This is a genomic window from Rheinheimera soli (assembly GCF_021290985.1).
In the GTDB taxonomy this organism is placed as follows: domain Bacteria; phylum Pseudomonadota; class Gammaproteobacteria; order Enterobacterales; family Alteromonadaceae; genus Pararheinheimera; species Pararheinheimera soli.
On the sequence record NZ_JAJOYU010000041.1, the window covers coordinates 17,402 to 36,367 of the forward strand.

General features: G+C 46.2%; 18 protein-coding genes and 1 riboswitch. Of the genes, 5 read left to right on the forward strand and 13 right to left on the reverse strand.

The annotated features are described in order from the left end of the window. Window positions 1-18: 18 nt before the first annotated feature. The 6 genes from LSG37_RS19385 to nhaB form a co-directional block, all read right to left on the reverse strand. The gene (locus tag LSG37_RS19385) at window positions 19-288 is read right to left on the reverse strand and encodes a K+/H+ antiporter subunit F (protein ID WP_233081589.1); all 270 of its coding nucleotides are present in this window, start codon (window positions 286-288) and stop codon (window positions 19-21) included. After that, window positions 288-797: a Na+/H+ antiporter subunit E gene (locus LSG37_RS19390; RefSeq protein ID WP_233081590.1), complete on the reverse strand. Its 510-nt coding sequence runs from the start codon at window positions 795-797 to the stop codon at window positions 288-290. The genes LSG37_RS19385 and LSG37_RS19390 overlap by 1 nt, the downstream gene beginning before the upstream one ends. Further along, on the reverse strand, window positions 797-2,287 hold the full coding sequence (locus LSG37_RS19395) for a monovalent cation/H+ antiporter subunit D (RefSeq protein ID WP_233081591.1): 1,491 nt from the start codon (window positions 2,285-2,287) through the stop codon (window positions 797-799). The genes LSG37_RS19390 and LSG37_RS19395 overlap by 1 nt, the downstream gene beginning before the upstream one ends. Then, window positions 2,284-2,640, reverse strand: coding sequence for a Na+/H+ antiporter subunit C (locus LSG37_RS19400; RefSeq protein ID WP_233081593.1), 357 nt, complete (start codon window positions 2,638-2,640; stop codon window positions 2,284-2,286). The genes LSG37_RS19395 and LSG37_RS19400 overlap by 4 nt, the downstream gene beginning before the upstream one ends. Next, entirely contained in the window at window positions 2,640-5,438 is a 2,799-nt protein-coding gene (locus tag LSG37_RS19405) for a monovalent cation/H+ antiporter subunit A (RefSeq protein ID WP_233081594.1), read from the reverse strand. The genes LSG37_RS19400 and LSG37_RS19405 overlap by 1 nt, the downstream gene beginning before the upstream one ends. 240 nt (window positions 5,439-5,678) lie before the next feature. Continuing rightward, the gene (gene nhaB, locus LSG37_RS19410; protein WP_233081597.1) at window positions 5,679-7,268 is read right to left on the reverse strand and encodes a sodium/proton antiporter NhaB; all 1,590 of its coding nucleotides are present in this window, start codon (window positions 7,266-7,268) and stop codon (window positions 5,679-5,681) included. A 415-nt stretch (window positions 7,269-7,683) separates the two neighbouring features. Between nhaB and LSG37_RS19415 the strand changes: the two genes are divergently transcribed. Then, complete coding sequence (locus LSG37_RS19415) at window positions 7,684-7,866, forward strand: helix-turn-helix domain-containing protein (protein ID WP_127019812.1); 183 nt, start codon at window positions 7,684-7,686, stop codon at window positions 7,864-7,866. 4 nt (window positions 7,867-7,870) lie between these two features. Here the strand turns inward: LSG37_RS19415 and LSG37_RS19420 are convergent, their stop codons facing one another. The 5 genes from LSG37_RS19420 to mgtE all read right to left on the reverse strand — a co-directional run bounded on the left by LSG37_RS19420 (window position 7,871) and on the right by mgtE (window position 13,255). After that, entirely contained in the window at window positions 7,871-8,764 is an 894-nt protein-coding gene (locus LSG37_RS19420) for a phosphotransferase (RefSeq protein WP_233081599.1), read from the reverse strand. Then, window positions 8,719-9,345 (reverse strand): nicotinamide riboside transporter PnuC, encoded by a 627-nt coding sequence (gene pnuC, locus LSG37_RS19425; protein ID WP_233081601.1) that lies wholly within the window; start codon window positions 9,343-9,345, stop codon window positions 8,719-8,721. The genes LSG37_RS19420 and pnuC overlap by 46 nt, the downstream gene beginning before the upstream one ends. Then, a complete protein-coding gene (locus LSG37_RS19430; protein ID WP_008899975.1) occupies window positions 9,339-9,590 on the reverse strand; it encodes a YkoF family thiamine/hydroxymethylpyrimidine-binding protein in 252 nt (83 codons plus the stop codon). The genes pnuC and LSG37_RS19430 overlap by 7 nt, the downstream gene beginning before the upstream one ends. A 10-nt stretch (window positions 9,591-9,600) precedes the next feature. After that, window positions 9,601-11,691: a TonB-dependent receptor gene (locus LSG37_RS19435; protein WP_233081604.1), complete on the reverse strand. Its 2,091-nt coding sequence runs from the start codon at window positions 11,689-11,691 to the stop codon at window positions 9,601-9,603. Between the two features lie 43 nt (window positions 11,692-11,734). Next, a riboswitch (TPP riboswitch) is annotated at window positions 11,735-11,834 on the reverse strand. A gap of 71 nt (window positions 11,835-11,905) precedes the next feature. Then, the gene (gene mgtE, locus LSG37_RS19440; protein ID WP_233081606.1) at window positions 11,906-13,255 is read right to left on the reverse strand and encodes a magnesium transporter; all 1,350 of its coding nucleotides are present in this window, start codon (window positions 13,253-13,255) and stop codon (window positions 11,906-11,908) included. 351 nt (window positions 13,256-13,606) lie between these two features. Here mgtE and LSG37_RS19445 point away from each other — a divergent pair, with 351 nt between their 5' ends. The 4 genes from LSG37_RS19445 to LSG37_RS19460 all read left to right on the forward strand — a co-directional run bounded on the left by LSG37_RS19445 (window position 13,607) and on the right by LSG37_RS19460 (window position 17,435). After that, window positions 13,607-14,422: a DUF432 domain-containing protein gene (locus tag LSG37_RS19445; RefSeq protein WP_233081609.1), complete on the forward strand. Its 816-nt coding sequence runs from the start codon at window positions 13,607-13,609 to the stop codon at window positions 14,420-14,422. Beyond that, window positions 14,419-15,261 carry a mechanosensitive ion channel family protein gene (locus LSG37_RS19450; RefSeq protein ID WP_233081611.1) on the forward strand — a complete coding sequence of 281 codons (843 nt, stop codon included), beginning with the start codon at window positions 14,419-14,421 and terminating at the stop codon, window positions 15,259-15,261. Before LSG37_RS19445 ends, LSG37_RS19450 begins: the two co-directional genes overlap by 4 nt. Window positions 15,262-15,342: 81 nt before the next feature. After that, on the forward strand, window positions 15,343-15,660 hold the full coding sequence (locus tag LSG37_RS19455) for a hypothetical protein (protein ID WP_233081613.1): 318 nt from the start codon (window positions 15,343-15,345) through the stop codon (window positions 15,658-15,660). Between the two features lie 98 nt (window positions 15,661-15,758). Then, window positions 15,759-17,435 (forward strand): BamA/TamA family outer membrane protein, encoded by a 1,677-nt coding sequence (locus tag LSG37_RS19460; RefSeq protein ID WP_233081615.1) that lies wholly within the window; start codon window positions 15,759-15,761, stop codon window positions 17,433-17,435. On the opposite strand, the gene mutM is transcribed toward LSG37_RS19460, so the two are convergent. Next, on the reverse strand, window positions 17,432-18,247 hold the full coding sequence (gene mutM / locus LSG37_RS19465) for a bifunctional DNA-formamidopyrimidine glycosylase/DNA-(apurinic or apyrimidinic site) lyase (protein ID WP_233081617.1): 816 nt from the start codon (window positions 18,245-18,247) through the stop codon (window positions 17,432-17,434). The two genes, LSG37_RS19460 and mutM, sit on opposite strands and share 4 nt — an antisense overlap. 7 nt (window positions 18,248-18,254) lie before the next feature. Beyond that, window positions 18,255-18,725 (reverse strand): hypothetical protein, encoded by a 471-nt coding sequence (locus tag LSG37_RS19470; RefSeq protein WP_233081619.1) that lies wholly within the window; start codon window positions 18,723-18,725, stop codon window positions 18,255-18,257. Window positions 18,726-18,966 lie beyond the last annotated feature (241 nt).

An 18,966-nucleotide genomic window follows, 5' to 3' on the forward strand; every position in this document is an offset into this window, starting at 1 on the left:
CTCCTCAGTATCAGCGCTTTACTCAATGATATCGCCACGCAGCAGAAACTTACATACAGCCACAGTACTGACAAAACCCAACATGGCTATCAGCAAAGCCACCTCAAAATTCAAACTGGTTCCCAGATAAACGCCATACAGCAACAACAGCGCTATGCTGTTGATATACATAGTATCAAGCGCCAACAAACGATCGACCACCGAAGGCCCGCGAATAGCAGCGTATAAATTCATCAACAAGGCGAGTCCCACCACAAAGAAGCAGCCTTGTAAAATCAGATCAAGCATTAAAATATCTCCTTTAAGGGAGCTTCGTAGCGTTGTTTCACTTGCTGAATTAATTCAGCTTCATCGGCTAAATCAAGCACGTGCACCAGCAAATACCTGGGTTCATCAACACCAACATCCAAAGGTAAAACTTCAGCGCTGACAGTACCTGGCGTTAAAGAGACTGTGCTGGCCAAAATAGTAATGGACAAATTGTCGGTCAAATCCAGCGGTATTTTAACAAAAGCAGGCTTGAGGTTTTTATTAGGCCCGACCACCAGCTTTACCACCTGCATGTTCGCGACAACAATATCCCAAAGCACCATAAAACCATAACGTAGCGCTGCGCCAGGGTTTTTCATACCAGGCTGGATCAAGCGGAATTTATGAATAAGCTGCGGGATCAACCATGCCAGCACCAAACCGAAAAACAGATGGAAAAACTCCACACTGTTATTCAGTAATAACCAAACCAGAAATAAAAACAGACTACGGACAGGGGTTGGCCACCACTTCTTTAATGATTTCATCAGAGGGCTCCCGGACTGATATTAACAATAGTCTGCAATTGAACCGCAGCAGCCTGACACCAGTCAGTTAAAGGTCCGGCAAACAAACTTAATAACGGGCTGGCCAATACCAGCAGCACTAAGGCAGTCCCTCTGCGTCCACCTGCCATACGGGCTTCGGTATCAGCACCTGCAACCTGCCAGAATAAAATGCTGCCAGCTCTGCTCAGCGCAATCAGCAATAACAGACTGCTGCCTAACAAGGCAGACCAGTACCACAAAATAGCCTCGCCTTGCGGCACAGCTTGCAGCAGCAATAACTTACCGATAAAACCGGAAAATGGTGGCATGCCTACTATGCTCAGAGCCACTACTATAAAAGCAGAACCAAGCAACACAGGCTGGACAATTTTCCGGCCATTGACCAAACGGTCTCCGGCTTTGCCACGCTGATGAGCAATCAAATCAGCCAGTAAAAATAAAGCCGCAGTGGCTAAGGTTGAATGCACCAGATAATACAACAGTGCCTGCACTGACTCTGGCGTGCCTAACGACAGCATAGCGACTAAAGTCCCGACTGATACGACCACCAGATAACTAGCTATTTTACGCAAATCTTCACTGGCTAAAACGCCCAGCACACCCATTACAATGGTCAGAAGACCAGTCCACCACAGCACCGGAAATACCCAGCTTGCGACAAAACCAGCATCTTGCAGCACCATGGCAAAAACCCGCAGCAAACTGTAAATACCTACTTTGGTCATAATGGCAAACAAAGCAGCCACAGCTGGCGTGACTGAAGAGTAAGCACTGCCTAACCAGAAATGCAGCGGCATCACTGCGGCTTTTAAGCCAAACACCACCAACAGCAGCGCCACAGCGGCCTGCAATAACTGCAGTTGAGTGTCAGACAAAGTCGCGACTTTAGCACCCAAATCCAGCATATTTAACGTGCCTGAGGCGCCATAAATCAGCGCCAGCGCAAATAAAAATAAGGCGGAGCCGACCAGATTCAGAATGACATAATGCACAGCAGCTTTCGTCTTTGCCTTGCCACCTCCATGGATCAACAAGGAGTAGGACGCAATCAGCAGCACTTCAAAAAACACAAAGAGGTTAAATAAATCTGCGGTTAAAAAGGCACCGTTAATGCCCATCAGTTGGAAATGCAGCAAAGAGTGAAAAAAGAAGCCCCCTTCATCTTCGCCACTGCTGGCATATAAACTGGATGCAACCGCCAGTACAGCAGTCAGACACAACATCAGGCTACTGACCTGATCTAATAATAAGCTGATGCCAAAAGGTGCTGCCCAGTTCCCCAGCTGATAGAGCTGTGCAGGACTGTTGGTGCTTTGTATCGCCAGCAAAACACTGAACACCAGCAACACCACAGAACCACCAACACTTAAATACCGGCGTAATAACAAGCTTCGGTCAAAAGGCGGCAACAAGGTCAGCAAAGCCACCAGCAAAGGCCAAATGATCGGCAGAATAATCAGATGGTTCATGACGAAGCTCCCTGTCGGGTGTTTTTCGCTACGGGTAATTTACCATCCACATGATCATTGCCTAAATCAGCGCGGGCACGGATAGACAATACCACCAGAAAAGCCGTCATCGCAAAACCAATCACAATAGCAGTGAGCACCAGAGCCTGAGGCAAAGGATCGGCGTATTCCTCTGTGGCATTGAGCACTGCTCCAACGCCTATTTTTAATCCACCGCTGGAAAAGATGAATAAATTTACGGCATAAGACAACATGGTCAAACCCAGCATGACCGCAAAGGTTCTGGCCCGTAAAATCAGAAAAACAGCACAGCAGGTGAGTACACCTATAATAATAGCGACCAGTAATTCCATTAGCTTTGCCCCTTATTTACAGGTCTGTGTTCAGTGGTCATTTTGCCTAAATTAGCCAAAATCATCAGAGTGGCCCCCACTACTGTCAGATAAACCCCTAAATCAAAAGCGATAGCACTGGCCAGTTCAATTTCGCCAAAAAGTGGCAGTTGGAAATAATCAAACCAGGAGGTTAAAAATGGTCGTCCAAAGGCCCAACTGGCAACCCCGGTTAAGGTGGAGATCAGCACTCCGGCCGCAACCAGGCGATGATACTCCAGCGTTAAACGTTCACGTACCCAATCCACACCTTGCGCCACGTACTGCAAAATAATGGCTATGGCAGTCACTAAACCAGCGACAAATCCGCCACCTGGTAAGTTGTGACCACGGAAGAAAATATACACAGAGACTAACAAGGCTAAAGGCAACAAGGCTTGAGAGACCACTGCCAGCAACATCGGATGCTTATCCAGCGCCCATTGCCGCCCTTGGGCATCTGAGCTGGATCTGAACAATGGTAAGCGCGTCAGTAGTTTAAATATGCCCAAAGCGGCAATACCCAACACAGTAATTTCACCTAGCGTATCAAAACCACGGAAGTCGACCAGAATAACGTTCACCACGTTGTAGCCACCGCCACCAATTTTAGAGTTAGCGAGGAAAAAATCTGAGATACGTTGCTGCGGTTCCAGCATCAATGCATAACTTAAACTGCCAATCACCACACCACAGATGGAAGCAATGGCACCATCGCGGATCAATCGGCCAGCGTTGGATGCCCTGCTGATTTTATGCGGCAGAAAAAATAACGCCAACATCAACAGCACTATAGTCACCACTTCCACCGACAACTGAGTTAAAGCCAGATCAGGCGCGGAAAACCGCACAAAAATCAGCGTGACCACTAAACCAACAATAGAAATCATCACTAAAGAGAGCAGGCGCTGGCGCTGACATAACACAGTAGCTATAGCAGCTATAGCGGCGACAAAAGTGGCGGCAAACATCAATGTATCAGGCGCTTGCACAGCGTTGTGTCGGGTGAATTCTCCCATTTGCTGCAAAGGCCAAATCAGTAGTATCGCCACTATGACAAACATCCACATCAGGTAGCGTTGCAGCGCGGCGGACTCAATACGGTGATGCCATTTTTTTGCGAAGCCTAATAACGCATTAATTTTTACTTCAAAAAACTGCAACGGGTTCAGCTCTGGCAATTCAGCCTGAAAACGAAACAGATGCTTGCGGTTGAAATACAACACAATACCTAGTGTTAAAGCCAATACACTCATCATTAATGGCAAATTGACGCCATGCCAAATCGACAAACTGTACAGGGGCAAAGGACCAGCGAGCACAGCTGTGGAAGCAACGGCTAATAAATCCCCTACGATATAGGCAGGTGCCAGTCCGACCAAAATACAAAGCGCGACCAGCACTTCAACTGGCACCCTCATATAACGAGGCGGCTCATGAGGAGTGCGTGGCAACCCCTTAGGCTGACCATTAAAAAACACATCGTGAATAAAGCGCGCTGAATAAGCCACAGACAAAGTTGCAGCGACAGTAGCAAGCACGGGGATCAACCAGGACAAGGCCCCCAATACTTCCTGATGCAGAGTTTCGGCAAAAAACATTTCTTTGGATAAAAAGCCGTTAAGTAGAGGCACACCCGCCATCGAAGCAGATGCCACCATAGCAAGAGTGGCGGTCACAGGCATAAATTGCCAGAGACCGTTGAGTTTTCGCATATCACGCGAACCCGACTCATGGTCAATAATACCTGCAGCCATAAACAATGAGGCTTTAAAAATAGCGTGATTGATAATGTGGAAAATAGCAGCAACAGCGGCCAGATCTGTGCCTAAGCCAAACAATAAGGTAATTAAACCCAAGTGACTGATGGTGGAATACGCCAGCAAGCCTTTTAAGTCATGTTGAAACAACGCCAGATAAGCACCAACCAGCAGAGTGGTCATGCCGGTGATAGTGACCATCAAAAACCATAAATCACTGCCTGCCAATAACGGATACATCCGGGCCAGCAAAAAAATGCCAGCCTTCACCATAGTGGCCGAATGCAGATAAGCGCTGACTGGGGTTGGCGCAGACATCGCATTGGGCAGCCAGAAATGAAACGGGAATTGCGCAGACTTAGTAAAAGCGCCGAGCAATACCAGAATTAAAATCACCGGATACAAGGAATGTTGTTGCAACACATCGGCCTGAGACAACACTACATCCAACTCAAAACTACCCAGTACATTGCCAATCAATAAGATACCGGCCAGCAAGGCTAAACCACCAAAACCTGTGATCATCAGCGCCATACGGGCGCCTAAACGGGCGTCCGCTCTGTGCCACCAGAAACTAATGAGTAAAAAAGAACTGATACTGGTCAGCTCCCAGAACACCCACAACTGCAACAGATTATTCGACAACACTATGCCGAGCATGGCCGTCATAAACAGCATTAAAAAGCCGTAAAAACGCGCCATAGAATCTTTTTCAGACAAGTAATAACGGGCGTATAAAATGATCAGCAAACCAATGCCAAGGATCAGAAACAGAAATAAAAGAGACAGACCATCCAGCCGGAAGCTTAAAGACAAGCCTAAAGCCTCAACCCAAGGTAACTTATAAAATAAGGTTTCACCGGAAAAGACCGCTGGTGCAAGCTGTAATACGAAAACTAAAGCGGCCAGGGGTAATAAAGCTGTTGCAAGAGCACTGTAGCTACGTGACCACCGCGCTGTCAGTACTGGCACTAAAGAGCCTATTAAAGGAAATAAAACTATAAACAAAAGCTCAATCATGTACTTGCATCCTCTTAGCGGGCTGAGTTGTGTTCACTTGTATTTACAAAGAAAACACCCTGAGCAATATGGCAAGCAACAAAAGCTATTGCGCCTGACAGAGGGTAAAATGCCCTGAAAATTTTACATGCCGTACTTTATACCTGTCTGAATACAAGCTGTCCAGACGTTCTGACCTGCGACAAGCTGAAGGGGGTAAAAATAAGGATCAGAGGAATTAGACCTCTGATCCATAACAACTTAATGTCCGCCAGCTACTGCAGCAGCGGCCGCTGCCGCATCATAAGGCTGGATCCAACCCGCTGCGTAAAGCCAATGAATCACTTCAGGCAACAGGAAAGTCGTACTTAGCAGACCCACTAATGCCAGCACTATAGTGTAAGGCACAGCCATCCAGACCATTTTCATATAAGACAAGCGAATAAGCGGAGCTAATGCACTGGTCAGCAGGAACAAAAATGCAGCCTGACCATTAGGTGTCGCTACACTCGGCAGGTTTGTTCCGGCATTAATAGCGATAGCCAGCATTTCAAACTGCTCCCGGCTAATGTCACCGGCCTGCCAGGCTGCTTTGACTTCATTGATATAGACGGTGCCGACAAACACATTGTCACTGACCATAGACAATAAGCCGTTGGCCAGAAACAACACTGATGTTTGTTGCTGACCATCAAAGGTTAAAACAAAATCAATCACAGGTTTAAATAAGTGCTGGTCGATAATGACGGCAACCACAGCAAAAAACACCACCAATAAAGAGGTAAAAGGCAGGGCTTCCTGAAAGGCTTTACCTATAGCGTGTTCATCTGTTACACCACAAAAAGTAGTGGCCAGAATAATCACCATTAAACCAATTAAACCCACAGAAGCGAGATGCAAACTTAAGCACAGGATCAGCAGAACGGAAATAACACTTTGCACCCATAACTTACTGATATCCGAAGCCGTCATACGCTCAGTCTGATAGTTATCATAGGCAATCAGAACATCCTGCACCGCCACAGGCAAACGCACACCAAAATCAAATAAGCGGAATTTTTCCAGCACTACAGTCGTAATTAAACCTGCTATCAGCACAGGAATACTGACCGCAGCCATACGTAATGCAAACTCGCCAAAGCCCCAGCCGACAGCTTCGGCAATAATCAGGTTTTGTGGCTCACCGACCATAGTAGAAACACCACCTAAAGCGGTTCCCACCCCGGCATGCATCAGCAAATTACGCAAAAAACCACGGAAAGCATCTAAATCTGCACGGGATAACTCTGCTACTTCATGATCTTCATTATGATTGTGAGGGTCAGGAAACTTTTTGCCCGAGGATATTTTGTGGTAAATCGCATAAAAACCTATACCCACAGCGATGATCACGGCAACAACAGTCAGCGCATCTAAAAATGCCGATAAAAAAGCCGCCATACAAACAAATGCTAAAGATAATAATGTTTTGGAACGTACCCGGATCAACAGCTTGGTAAAGACAAATAACAACAAATCTTTGACAAAGTGAATGCCGGCCACCATAAAGACCAGCAATAAAATCACTTCAATATTGACTTCAATTTCATGCATCACTTTCGTGGTGCTGGTCATACCTATCGCAATAGCCTGCAGCACCAGCAAGCCACCTGGCTGCAACGGATAACACTTCAGCGCCATAGCCAGAGTGAAGATAAACTCCACCACTAACACCCAACCCGCTAAATAAGGGTTTTGTAAAAACAATATAGGATTAATAAACAAAAAAGCGATGATAGACAGTTTGTACCAGTTGGGTGCCTGCCCAAGAAAATTATTGTACAAGGCTAAAGACATGCCGGATGCTTTCATAATGATTACTCAGGTTCGGATTGTTGCGTGTTGGATTTAAGTTTTGTTATTTACCATAGTTCAAATCTGTGTAAAGGTGATGACAACTACACAAAAATTATCAGGTAGTTCAGTTTGTTATACCTAGCGCTCTTGTTTTTGTCCAGACAGATAACTGGAACAAAGAGACTAAAACAATAAACAAAACGACCAACCCGTGCTTTGCAACTAAATCTGGCTAAAAACTCACTTTTGCCGACGAAATACAATGTCCTGGACATAAAACAAAGAAAACTCAAAAAAAACACAAAATTCACAGCGCATCAGTTGTCACACCGGCAAAAAGTAAGTAAAACATCAGTGCTTGTTAAACTTTATTCACTAAAATAAAAATATCAGCTTAAATTAATTCAAATAATTACTGCAGGAACTCATTATGGCAATACTCAACGTTGCAGAAGTCGCCGCCTTTTTAGGTATTCAGGAGATCCGTGTTGAACGTCTGGCACGCGAAAATCTGTTGGTTGCAAATGGCAAAGACGAACAAGGCAAACCAGTGTTCGATGAGGAAGATGTAAAACGTTACAAAATTCTGGCCGAGCGTTTAGGCGGACTTTAAAGCCCTAAGCTTGAACAAGCCGCAGTAACAGCTGGTAACAGTCTGCTGCGGCTTGTTTGTATCTGGGATCCTGATTGTCCAGTTCTTCCTGCCAATACCACAACCAGCAAAAGCCTGAATACACTATTTTCGCCAGCGCCACTTTTTCCAGTAACTGCACGCTGCAAGCCGAACCTCTGGCAGCTCTGTAACTATCCAGTAGCTGCTGTTGTTCAATGTCAGACAAGTCAAACTGCACTATTATTGCCACTAAATCAAATACCACATCTGCCAACTGGCAGTATTCAAAGTCAATCAGCCACAATTTCTGTTGCCACACCAATAAATTTTGCTGATGCAAATCCATATGACACAAACCAATGTCCGCCTGAAAATACTGTAAATCGCGGGCAGCGTTGATTAATGGCAACCAGATGTTTTGTGCTTGTGCAGTCCAATGCGGTTCCAACTGAGTTTTTAATTGCTGCAAATACAGCCAGGGGTCCAACACAGCGGTTTGCACCGGTAACTGATGTAAAGTGGCCAGCTTGTTAGCTAAGGCCGGAATACTCTGCCGGATATACGCCACGGAAGGGCTTTGAGCTTCTGGTAAAAATTCAGTGATCAACATACGTTGATGGTTATTCAGGCACAAAGGAGCTGGCGCTAAGCCTGCAGCTGCGGCCGCATGCTGACACCTAAGTTCCTGCTGACGGCAAACTCCCAGCACCGAAGGGCCATAGTGGCGCAACACATAATGGCCTCTGTTGGTTTGCACCTGATAAGAGCTGGTTCTTTTGCCTTGTGTCAGTTGCGTTAACAACAACGGTTCGTGATCAGCAAAAAACTCCAGTTGCTGGCATAAATGCCAGATCAGGCGGGGTTGATCTGCTGTTGTTGCTGATAACTGCTGCGCCATACAAAAAATCCGATCAATGCAATAATGGTATAGAGTACAAAAAGTGCCGTCGTAAAATACAGATGTTTTTGTATATACACATAAATACAGATGGCATCGATCACCACCCAATACAACCAGTTGGACACCACTTTACGTGCCACCAGATAGGTTGTCATCACGCTAAAGGCCGTAGTTTGCGCATCTATGTAAGCAAAATCTGCATGAGTGTACTGGTCCATCAGATAACCCAACAGCAATCCACAGAGCGCTGTACCACCGATTAAATTCAGATGGGTACTGGCTGACCATTCGGTCATACCCGATTGTCCAGCGGGCAGCTGCAGCTGTTGTTGCCGCCAGCTGTACCAGCCATACAACGCCATACCTGCGTAATACACCTGCAGTAAGGCATCAGATAACAAGGCCGAATGCCACATAATATGGGTGTACAACAAAGTGCTGAGTAAAGCGGCTGGCCAACACCATAAGCTTTGTTTCATCGCCAGCAGCACATAAGCCAGCGCCAGCAAAGTAGCGGCAAGCTCAAGCTGAGTCAGCGTTTTCCAGCCGCTAAACACCTGCAGCCATGCGTCTAACATGGTCGTAAATCACCATGCAGAAATTTCACCACAAACACCACTTTGCCATAGGTCTCAAAGGACCAGCGAATGCCTTGCTGTAACAATGCCATCACTTCGTCGTAATCACCAAACACCTGAGTGCTTAATGTATTGGTGATCACCAGTACATTTGGATTGCTGTTCAGTAATTCGATAAAACCTTTTATAGGCTCTATATAGTCACTGGTTAGTGGGTACTTACTGATTTCAATAGATAATTTCATGATTCACCCTTTAAAACTGATAGCTGGCGGTGAAACCTATACGGCGTGGTTCACCCAATTGTTCATAGGTATGAGGCTCGTAGCCATCACGTGGATCGTTGCCAAAATAAAAGCCCCGCACTCCGTATTCTTCATCCAATGCATTGCGGCTCCATAAAGCCAGCTGAACTTGATCCCACTGGTACTGCAAACGTAAATTCACTAAGTGCATTTGCTCTGAACGCGAGTCGTGACTGTCGGAATAATAAAAAGCAGCTTTGCTTTGCACGCCCAGATTAAAACTCAGATCAGTAGTCAGTAACCACTCACTGCTGACACTGTATTGGTAGTGTGGAGCATGGGCCTGATCACGACCGGTTTTATCTACACCCTCTTCAGTGATAAAACCACGGATTTCACTTTCAAGCCAGGCAGCATTGGCGAATAAAGTCCAGCTATCCGTCAGTTGAACCCGACTTTCCACTTCCAGCCCATGATTCCGGCCTGAAGCGGCGTTATCAATAAAACCGACAAAAGACTGATCTCGTGTTACCCAGCTATTCACCTGCATATCATCACGCCACATGGCAAATACCGCCACACGACTGACAATAGTCTGATCGGCAGAACTGCCTTTCACACCGAATTCAGCATTCCATAAGGTTTCAGGTGAAAAATTAGCTTTGCTGTTTAAATAGTCTGACATTTCTTCAGAGCCACTGCCCAAAGCTTTGCCTAATGCTTCGCCATTCACACCACCGGCTTTGTAACCTCGTGAACCCAACAGATACAAACTGGTTGAATCCGTCAGCGCTAAGCTTAAACTTAGTTTTCCGCCCCACATCAGTTCGTCGTTTTGCTGGGCAATCCCATTGCTGTCGCTGTACTCATCATCATAACGCTCAGCTCTGGCGCCCGAGGTTAAACTCCAGCCATCGCCTAAATCTGTAGACCACTCGCCAAATACCGCCATATTCTGGCGCTTAAAATCACTGAAAAACTGTGCGGCCTGCCACAAATCCCAGTTCCAGAACTGGCGCTCCAATTCAGTTTTTTGACCACTGGCATACCAGCCGGCAACCCACTCCATCTGATCTTTGCCTAAAAAGCGTTGCTCCAGACTCCACTGATCACGCACTCGTAAATAGCGGTCCTCAGTGGCATAGCCATCAGGATGAATACCTTCATAACTCCAGTCTTCATCAAAACCATAGTCAGTGTCAGCTGTCAGGCCACTTAATTGGGTATAGACATTAGCCCAACTTAAGCCCTGGTAATCAGCTTTTATTGCTAAAGCCCGGCTTTGTTGTAAATCCTGACCAGGCTTATCCGATAAGGTGGTGCGGTTACGATCCAGTGAAAAGGCATCGTAGCCATTGTGGATATCGCGGTAGTGAGCAATAAAATCCAGCGTCAGATCTTTGCTTGCCAGATAACGCAGCGCAGCACGAGCCGAGGTTTCGTCAATATGGTTGGTATCGTCACGGTTTAAAAAGATATTGTCGATAAAACCATCTGAGCTTTGATGATCGACAGCCAGCCGATAAGCCCACTGCTCGTTGATCGCATTGCTGTATGCGCCAGCTAGTTGATAACTATCGTAATTTGCCAGGGTGGCACTTAACTGACCTTCGCCGTCAAAGCTGGGGGCATTGGAGGTTAAATTCAGCATACCGGCCATCGCATTGGCACCAAAACGAGTTGCTTCCGGGCCACGAAAAATTTCAACTTGCTGCACGTCAGCTAAAGAGCTGACACCTAAAGCTGAATAATCAATGCCGTCAATCAGCACGCCTACAGAAGGATTGATACTGTCGACAAATTCACTGCGCTCGCCTATGCCACGAATTTGCAAAAAACGGCCACGGGACGCACCAGCTGAAAAGTTCACGTTGGCGGCTTGTTGCAATACATCATCTAAATGCTGGGCGTTCTGACGGCTGATATCCTGCTGACTCAATACCAGAATACTGCCCGGCAGCTTTTGTAACTGCTGCTGCCGAAAATCGCCTTGCACCAGAATACGCTCTACAGCCTGTTCGGACGCAGGGTTCTCTTCAGCACTCAAAGTGGTTGATAACGCGGCCAGAATGGCCAAAGACAAACAAGAAACTCGAGACATATGATTCTACTCCATATCGAAAAGTAGGATCACCAAAGCAAAAGGAATACAGAAGTACCATCCCTCCGCCGGTATGATCCGGATCAGGTTCGAAGGGTTCGCGTTTGACGGCGTCTCAGCTAAAAGCACCCCTTGGTTCGCGGCGGAGTGTAACGGCTTTTTTTCAGACAGGCAATCGACGGATCTGCAAACTTTTGCAGATCCGTCCAGAGGCTCAGACTAAAGCAGGTAAATACCAGCTGGCAATGGAGAAATAAATCACGACACCAGCTACATCGGCGATGGATGTAATAAGAGGTCCGCTGGCGGTTGCAGGGTCCATCCCAAAACGGCTGAGTAAAAAAGGTAAAGACAAGCCAACTAAACTGCCCACCAGCACCACAATCAGCATAGTGGCAGCCACCACTAGCGCTATGTCCAGCCCGCCACGCCAGTAGCCCAGGGCGTAGACAGCAACGGCCATAGTGATACCTAATAAACCAGCCACCAGTACTTCTTTACCCAACATCTTGCCCCAGTGTCGTAGCTTAATGTCGCCAGTGGCTAAAGCCCGCACCATTAAAGTACCAGCCTGAGCACCGGCATTACCGCTGCTTGCAATCAACAAGGGCAGGAAAAACAACAGGGCTATATGTTCAGAAATAATCTGCTCAAAAGCCGCTAAACCTGCGCCTGAGAAGATATTGCCAAACACCAGCACCACCAGCCAGACCACTCGTTTACGGTATAACAAACTGATTTTGGCATCTCTGACACTGCCTTCCAGCTTGCCTATAGTGGCGGTTTTGTGAAAGTCTTCAGTGGCTTCAGCGGCGGCTACGTCCATTGCATCATCGTGAGTGACAATACCAACTAACTGACCTTGCGCATTGACCACCGGAATAGCTATTAAGTCATATTTAGCCACGAGCGTGGCCACTTCTTCCTGCGCCGTATCGACTTTGACATGAATAGGATCATGTTTCATCACGTCATCAACCAACGCATAAGTTGGCGCCAGAATTAATTCACGTAACGACAAAGCCCCTATTAAAGTGCGGTCTTGATCCACCACGTACGACAGATAAATGGTTTCTTTATCCGGCGCTTCGTTACGAAGCACTTCAATAGCCTGAGCAGCGGTTAAGTCTGGCGATAGCATGGCGTAATCTGAGCTCATAATGGCACCTGCTGTGCCTTCTGAATACGCAGATAAACTTAATACATCATCGCGCTCTGCCTGAGCCAAGGCGGGTAACAAAGCTTGTTTTTGTGCATCAGACAACTGGTTAAATAAGTCAGCTCGTTCATCCGACGACATCTGCCGGATCACGGGCATAAAGTCCTGCCGACTGACATTATGGGCCAGCTCTACCTGTTGGTCTTCAGGTAAATAACTGAACACGTCCGCTTGTGTGCTTAACGGAAAACAGCTCAACAGTTGCCACAAATGCTCTGTGTAAAACTCAGCCAAAGCGCCAGCTAAGTCGGCGGCATGAGTATCAGCCAAACGAACAGACAACACAGATAAATCGCCGCTCTCAAGAGCCGCGCGTAATGTATGGATCAGAACTAAAGGTTCCATGTTTTCACCTCGAACTACTGGCCGTAGTCGCAAGGTCAGGACAAACCAGCGGTCTACAGCAAAACTACAATGCTAAGTTATGTGTCAGGCCAGGCCTGTGACTGGGAATGTCCATAAAAACGGAACTCTCCTTCTTTTAGATAGGAATATCGGCTGCACGTATTACTGATACAGCAAAAACGGGCATCATTCCTTCTTTTCATGATTAGGCAGGAATATCAGCTTAACTTATTGCTGATACAGTAAAAAACGAGCATCATTTTACTCCTGTAACCACTTAACCTCAACTTAATAGCGGTCATTAGTACGCGATTAAATTCTGCCCGTACTCTTTCGCTGCAAGGATTGTGCATGTTTGCTGAAAATCAGGCGCTGTGGTGGCAACCCCAAACGCTGCTGAATGAACAAAGCTGTAAAATTTTGCTTGGGCCTTTACAGATTTTTTTACAGCGTAATGCCGGAGAATGGCGGCTTGCTACAGAATTATTGACACAAACAGAGCATCAGCATGTGGAATCGCAACTGCTGACCCAGTGGCCCCAACATCGTCAGGCCAGCCGCTTTGTATTTGAAAATGAGCCACTGCAGTTTTGTCTGAAGCCGGTGCTGGCTGACAGGCCTGTGGTAGTTAAAACTCACCAGCCTGTTTATGTGCCGCCTGGTGAACAAGTTACTTTTTATATCAGCAGCCCGGTCAGTATTCGTATCGAGTTACAGCAGCCCGTTTTATTGCTGCAGGAAGTACAGACCCAGCGCTTATCAGACACCTGGTTTGGTCCCAATACACAAATAGGTGAGCTTTGTTATGCTGATAAAACTCAGGCCAGGCACAGCAAAGAGGAACTGCCAAAACGTGTGCATAAAGCCGTGACCCCTGTCACAGTCAAAAATAATTCCAGCCAGATGATGAGTATTGAAAAACTCAGCTTACCCGTACCTTATTTATCCTTGTATGGTCTGGCCGATGGCAGCTTATGGACAGATCAGGTGCTACTGGATCATCAGGACGATGCCGAATTAAGTAGGTTGCAAATCAGTAAAAAAATGCCTGCGGGTTCTGATGGTGCTGAACGTTTGGCCAAACCACGTTTGTATATGGAAAAACATGGCCTGTTCCGGGCTTTCAGTGATTTATTTGCCCATGCTGCAAGCAGAGGTTCTTTATGATCGACCTGGTGATTAACTATTTAGATTCCGACAAGTTTTTCTCTTTGCTTCAGGCAAGCCTGTTATTTACAGTCGGCTTTTTAGCGGCCAGTTTATTATCTCGCGCCACTTTTAAAATCTGCTTAAAACGTTTTAGCCCCCATCACGCCAGTTTAAGCCGCCGCCTGGTGTACTGGCTGGTGTTAGCCTTGTTTATTGCCAGCGGTTTAAAACAGTTGGGTTTTAACTTAGGTGTATTGCTCGGAGCTGCCGGTGTTTTATCCGTCGCCATAGGTTTTGCTTCTCAAACCTCAGTGTCGAACCTGATTAGTGGCTTATTTTTAATTGGCGAGCGGCCTTTTCAAATTGGCGATACCATTCAGGTAGGTAACACCACAGGCGAAATTTTGTCGATTGACCTGCTTTCCGTTAAATTACGTACCTTCGATAACCTTTTTGTTCGCATACCAAATGAAAGCTTGATCAAAACTGAAGTAACCAACTTAACCCGTTTTCCTATCCGACGACTGGATTTAAAAATTGGGGTGTCATACAAAGAAAATATCAGTCAGGTTCGGCAGGTGCTGCTTCAGGTTGCCGAACAAAATCCGCTAAGTCTGGATGAGCCCAATCCTGTATTTCAGTTTTTAAGTTTTGCTGATTCTTCCCTCGATTTACAATTTTCTGTCTGGACCAGGAAAGAAAATTACCGGGATCTGCGTACTTCATTGCTGGAAGAAATCAAAGTAGCTTTTGATCTGCAAGGTATAGAGATCCCCTTCCCACAACGTGATCTTAACCTGAGTAAAGACACTGTAGCTCTGTTGCAGCAAAATCGACATGACAAAACCTCAGGATAAACTGGCAAAGCGCTGAAACTGTCCTAGAGTTAATTTGGCTTACCTAACTCTTTGGTAAGTGTAGTTAAATCAAGGACTCATATGAGAAATATAAATAAAATCTGTGTTGCGTTACTTTGCTCGGGAACAACTTTTGCCACTGTAGCTGAAGAAGAAGTGGTTTATTCAACTGAAGGTTACTGTGTATTGTCCAATGAAGATGTTGATAGCCGAATGTTAGAGGCTTACGCCAAAAAGCTTGGAGATGCTCCCTCTAAAAAAGTCTGTAACGCCTTTAAAGAAGTAGTAGCTGAAACACGACCAAAAGCATGGGACTACCCTATGGGAAAACCTTATCCAGGTAGTGCCATCCGCCTTTCTAAAAAGCAGATTGAAGCTATCAAAGCTGCTGCAAAATAAACCAGTTTTACTGTTGCGGACTGAGAACGATAGTGTTCTCAGTCTTTTCTGCTACCTCTTGCTGTAAATTGTGTCATGATAAAACTCGATCAACAGAAATGGATATTGTAGTGTTATCGATGCTGATGATGTTTAGCCGTATTTTACGTGCGACAAAAACCGCAGCTTTTGCTGTTTCTTTGCTATTGTTCAGCAGTCATGCGCTGGCATCTGACTTGTGTACAGAAGTAACTCAAACCACTGATTTTAGTGCCTATCAGGGGCAAACTATTTCGCAAGTGCGTTTTATCCGCAACGATGTCTTTGATTTGGAACAGCCTAATACCTACTGGTTTCATCGCTTAGCTAATCGTACTCATATGATTACGACTGAAGAAACCTTGCTGGAAGATGTGCTGTTTAAAACCGGTGAGCCACTGGATGCCGAAAGTCTGGCAGAAACCGAACGTTTATTAAGAACCAGACGCTATTTACGTAAAGTAGAAGTTCGGGTGAGTCATCAGTGCCCGGATCAGCAAGTCATAGTTACAGTCCACAGCTGGGATAACTGGTCGCTTTTACCAAAAATATCCTTGAGCCGGGAAGGTGGAGAAAGTCGTTCTACCTTTGGTTTGGCCGAAGATAACCTGTTTGGCACTGGTAATCAGGTGAATCTGGATTATGAGCACGACAGTGAGCGTACCAGTTACCTGCTCAATTTCCGTTCGCCGAATATGTTTGGCAGCCACTGGGGCTTAAATACCCGCTACGCTGACAAATCAGATGGGGAATCTTATTTAATCGCCATCGAAAAGCCGTTTTATCGCCTGAATGCACCCTGGTCTTTTGCCTTAACTCTGGAGCAGGACAGTCAGGATATTAACGAGTATCTGTTAGGTGACGAAGCCAACGAATATCAAAAACAAAAAAACTACTTTGAGGTTCAGGGCGGCCTGAAACTGCTTTCTGCAGATAATTGGGTACAACGGGTTTTTATCGGCGCAACCCACAACGAAATTGAATTCAGGGAAACCCCTGACACCTTTTTTGGTACACCAGAAAAACGCGACTTATCGCAATTTTGGCTGGCATGGCAATACCTGCAATCCAACTACCGTCAGATGTTTAATATTTACCAGTTTAACAGGGTTGAAGATATTAACCTGGGTTGGCAGGCCGATGTAAAACTGGCTTATCTGACGCCGGTGCTGGGCGCAGACGATCATGGTTGGCAAGTGAAGGCATCTGCGTACAAAGCAACTGAACTTACAGTAGATAACTATCTGCTGACGTCAATGTCAGCCAGTCAGCTGGAACAGGCAGAACTGAGCCAAACCTTGCTGAAAAGTCATTTAATGTTGGTCCACAAATTGGATCCACAGCATAGCCTGGTGGGCCAACTCACTTATCAATATGGGAATGACTTATTCCGTGATGAGCGTTTAAGTTTGGGTGGAGATACTGGATTGCGGGCTTTCCCGCTGTATTATCAAACAGGCGAACGTTTAGCCCTTGCAACCATGGAATATCGTTACTACAGCAATTTATCCATAGCGCAGATTTTTGATGTAGGCTACGCCACCTTTGCTGATGTGGGCCGCACCTGGGGTGATAATCCGGATTTACCTGGCAGTTCAGGCGATCAAACCTTATATGGTGTAGGTGCCGGTATACGTTTGCTGTCCAGCCACAGCAGCCGTGGCACCATGATCCATATCGACCTGACCAAAGCTTATGGCGGTGATGACGACTTATCCGGAGTGGAGTGGCGAGTGTTAGCTAAAAGTAGTTTCTAGTGCTCATTTTGGCATTGTGGGCAATAGACTGTGCTGCGCTGACCTAAACGTATTTCCTTCAGTTCAGTCTGGCAGCTGAAACACTCCTCACCACCACGGCCGTAGACCAACAATTGCTGGGCAAAATAGCCCGGCTTGCCATCGGTTTGGCTAAAGTCTTTCAGCGTTGTGCCGCCCTGAGTAATAGCTTTGGCCAAAATTTGTTTCACCACCTGCACCAGCAATTCAGCTTTTTCTGCGGTCAATTGATTAGCGGGCATTTTTGGATGAATACCGGCCTGAAACAAGGCTTCATTGGCATAAATATTCCCTACCCCAACCACCACATGATTATCCATCAACACCAGTTTGATGGCGCTACTGCGTTTTTGACAAGCGGCCAGCAGCATAGCGGCATGGAAATCACCGAGTAGAGGCTCTGGTCCTAAGTTCGCCATCAGCGTATGCACACTGTCTTTCGGCTGCCAGAGCACAGCACCAAAGCGTCTGGTGTCGTTTAATCTCAGCACTAAGCCATTACTTAAATAAATATCAACATGGTCATGTTTCCCAGCCGGAGTATGTTGCGGCACCACTTTCAGATGACCTGACATGCCAAGGTGAATAATCAATTCACCTTCTGGCAAATGAATTAACAGGTATTTAGCTCGTCTTGTGATATCAAGCACAGGCTGCTGGTTAATTTCCAACACTTCATCCGGTATTAACCAACGCAACTGACGTTGCCGTACTACGACTTTTTCGATACGTTGCTGCTGTAAATGGGGGCTGATACCTAAACGGGAGACTTCTACTTCTGGTAATTCTGGCATAACACCCTCAACGTAAAACGGCTGGAAATAATAAGTCGGCCTGGCCTTGTGGCAAGCGGTACCACAACTCTGCATCAACGGCTTTCAGCCAATGATTGTCACCTGCCTGATACAACTGCCAGTGCTGCTGTGCCGGTTTGCCGGTCAGCCAGACTGATACTTCGGTGATCAATACGGGATTAACTGGATTTAACGGTGACTGGTCCGGCAAAGCCGCTTGTTGCCACTGCTGCAATAAAACCGTTAGTTCTTCGTCGGTAAGCACCGCAGGTTGCACACGCCAGTTTGGCCCTGCACGCTCAATTTGATGCTGTGGAAAATGCAAAGCTAGTAGTGTCTGATTTGCAGAAACAAGTTGCGGCTGAGGTTCGTTGCGCCCTTGCTTAAAGTATTCAGGCAAACCAATAAACAGGGCGATTAAAATCACCACTGTATAAATCATGACGTTATTCCAGCCTTTTTGACTTAAACGGATCATAAAGATAAAAACCGAGGCAGAAGAAAAACAGCAGTGTAAACCAGAGACAGGCAGAACAACCAGAAGAAATAACAAAGAAGGTCAGTATGGATCGCGGCGAATACAAAAATATCGGGATATATTTTTCACTCACATCGTCCATGATGTTCGCCTTCGGCAGCTTACGCTGTGCAAAATAGCCGTCCTGCTATTTTGTGAACAATTTTACTTGATGGTTCTTGAAGCGTTTTATACCGATGTT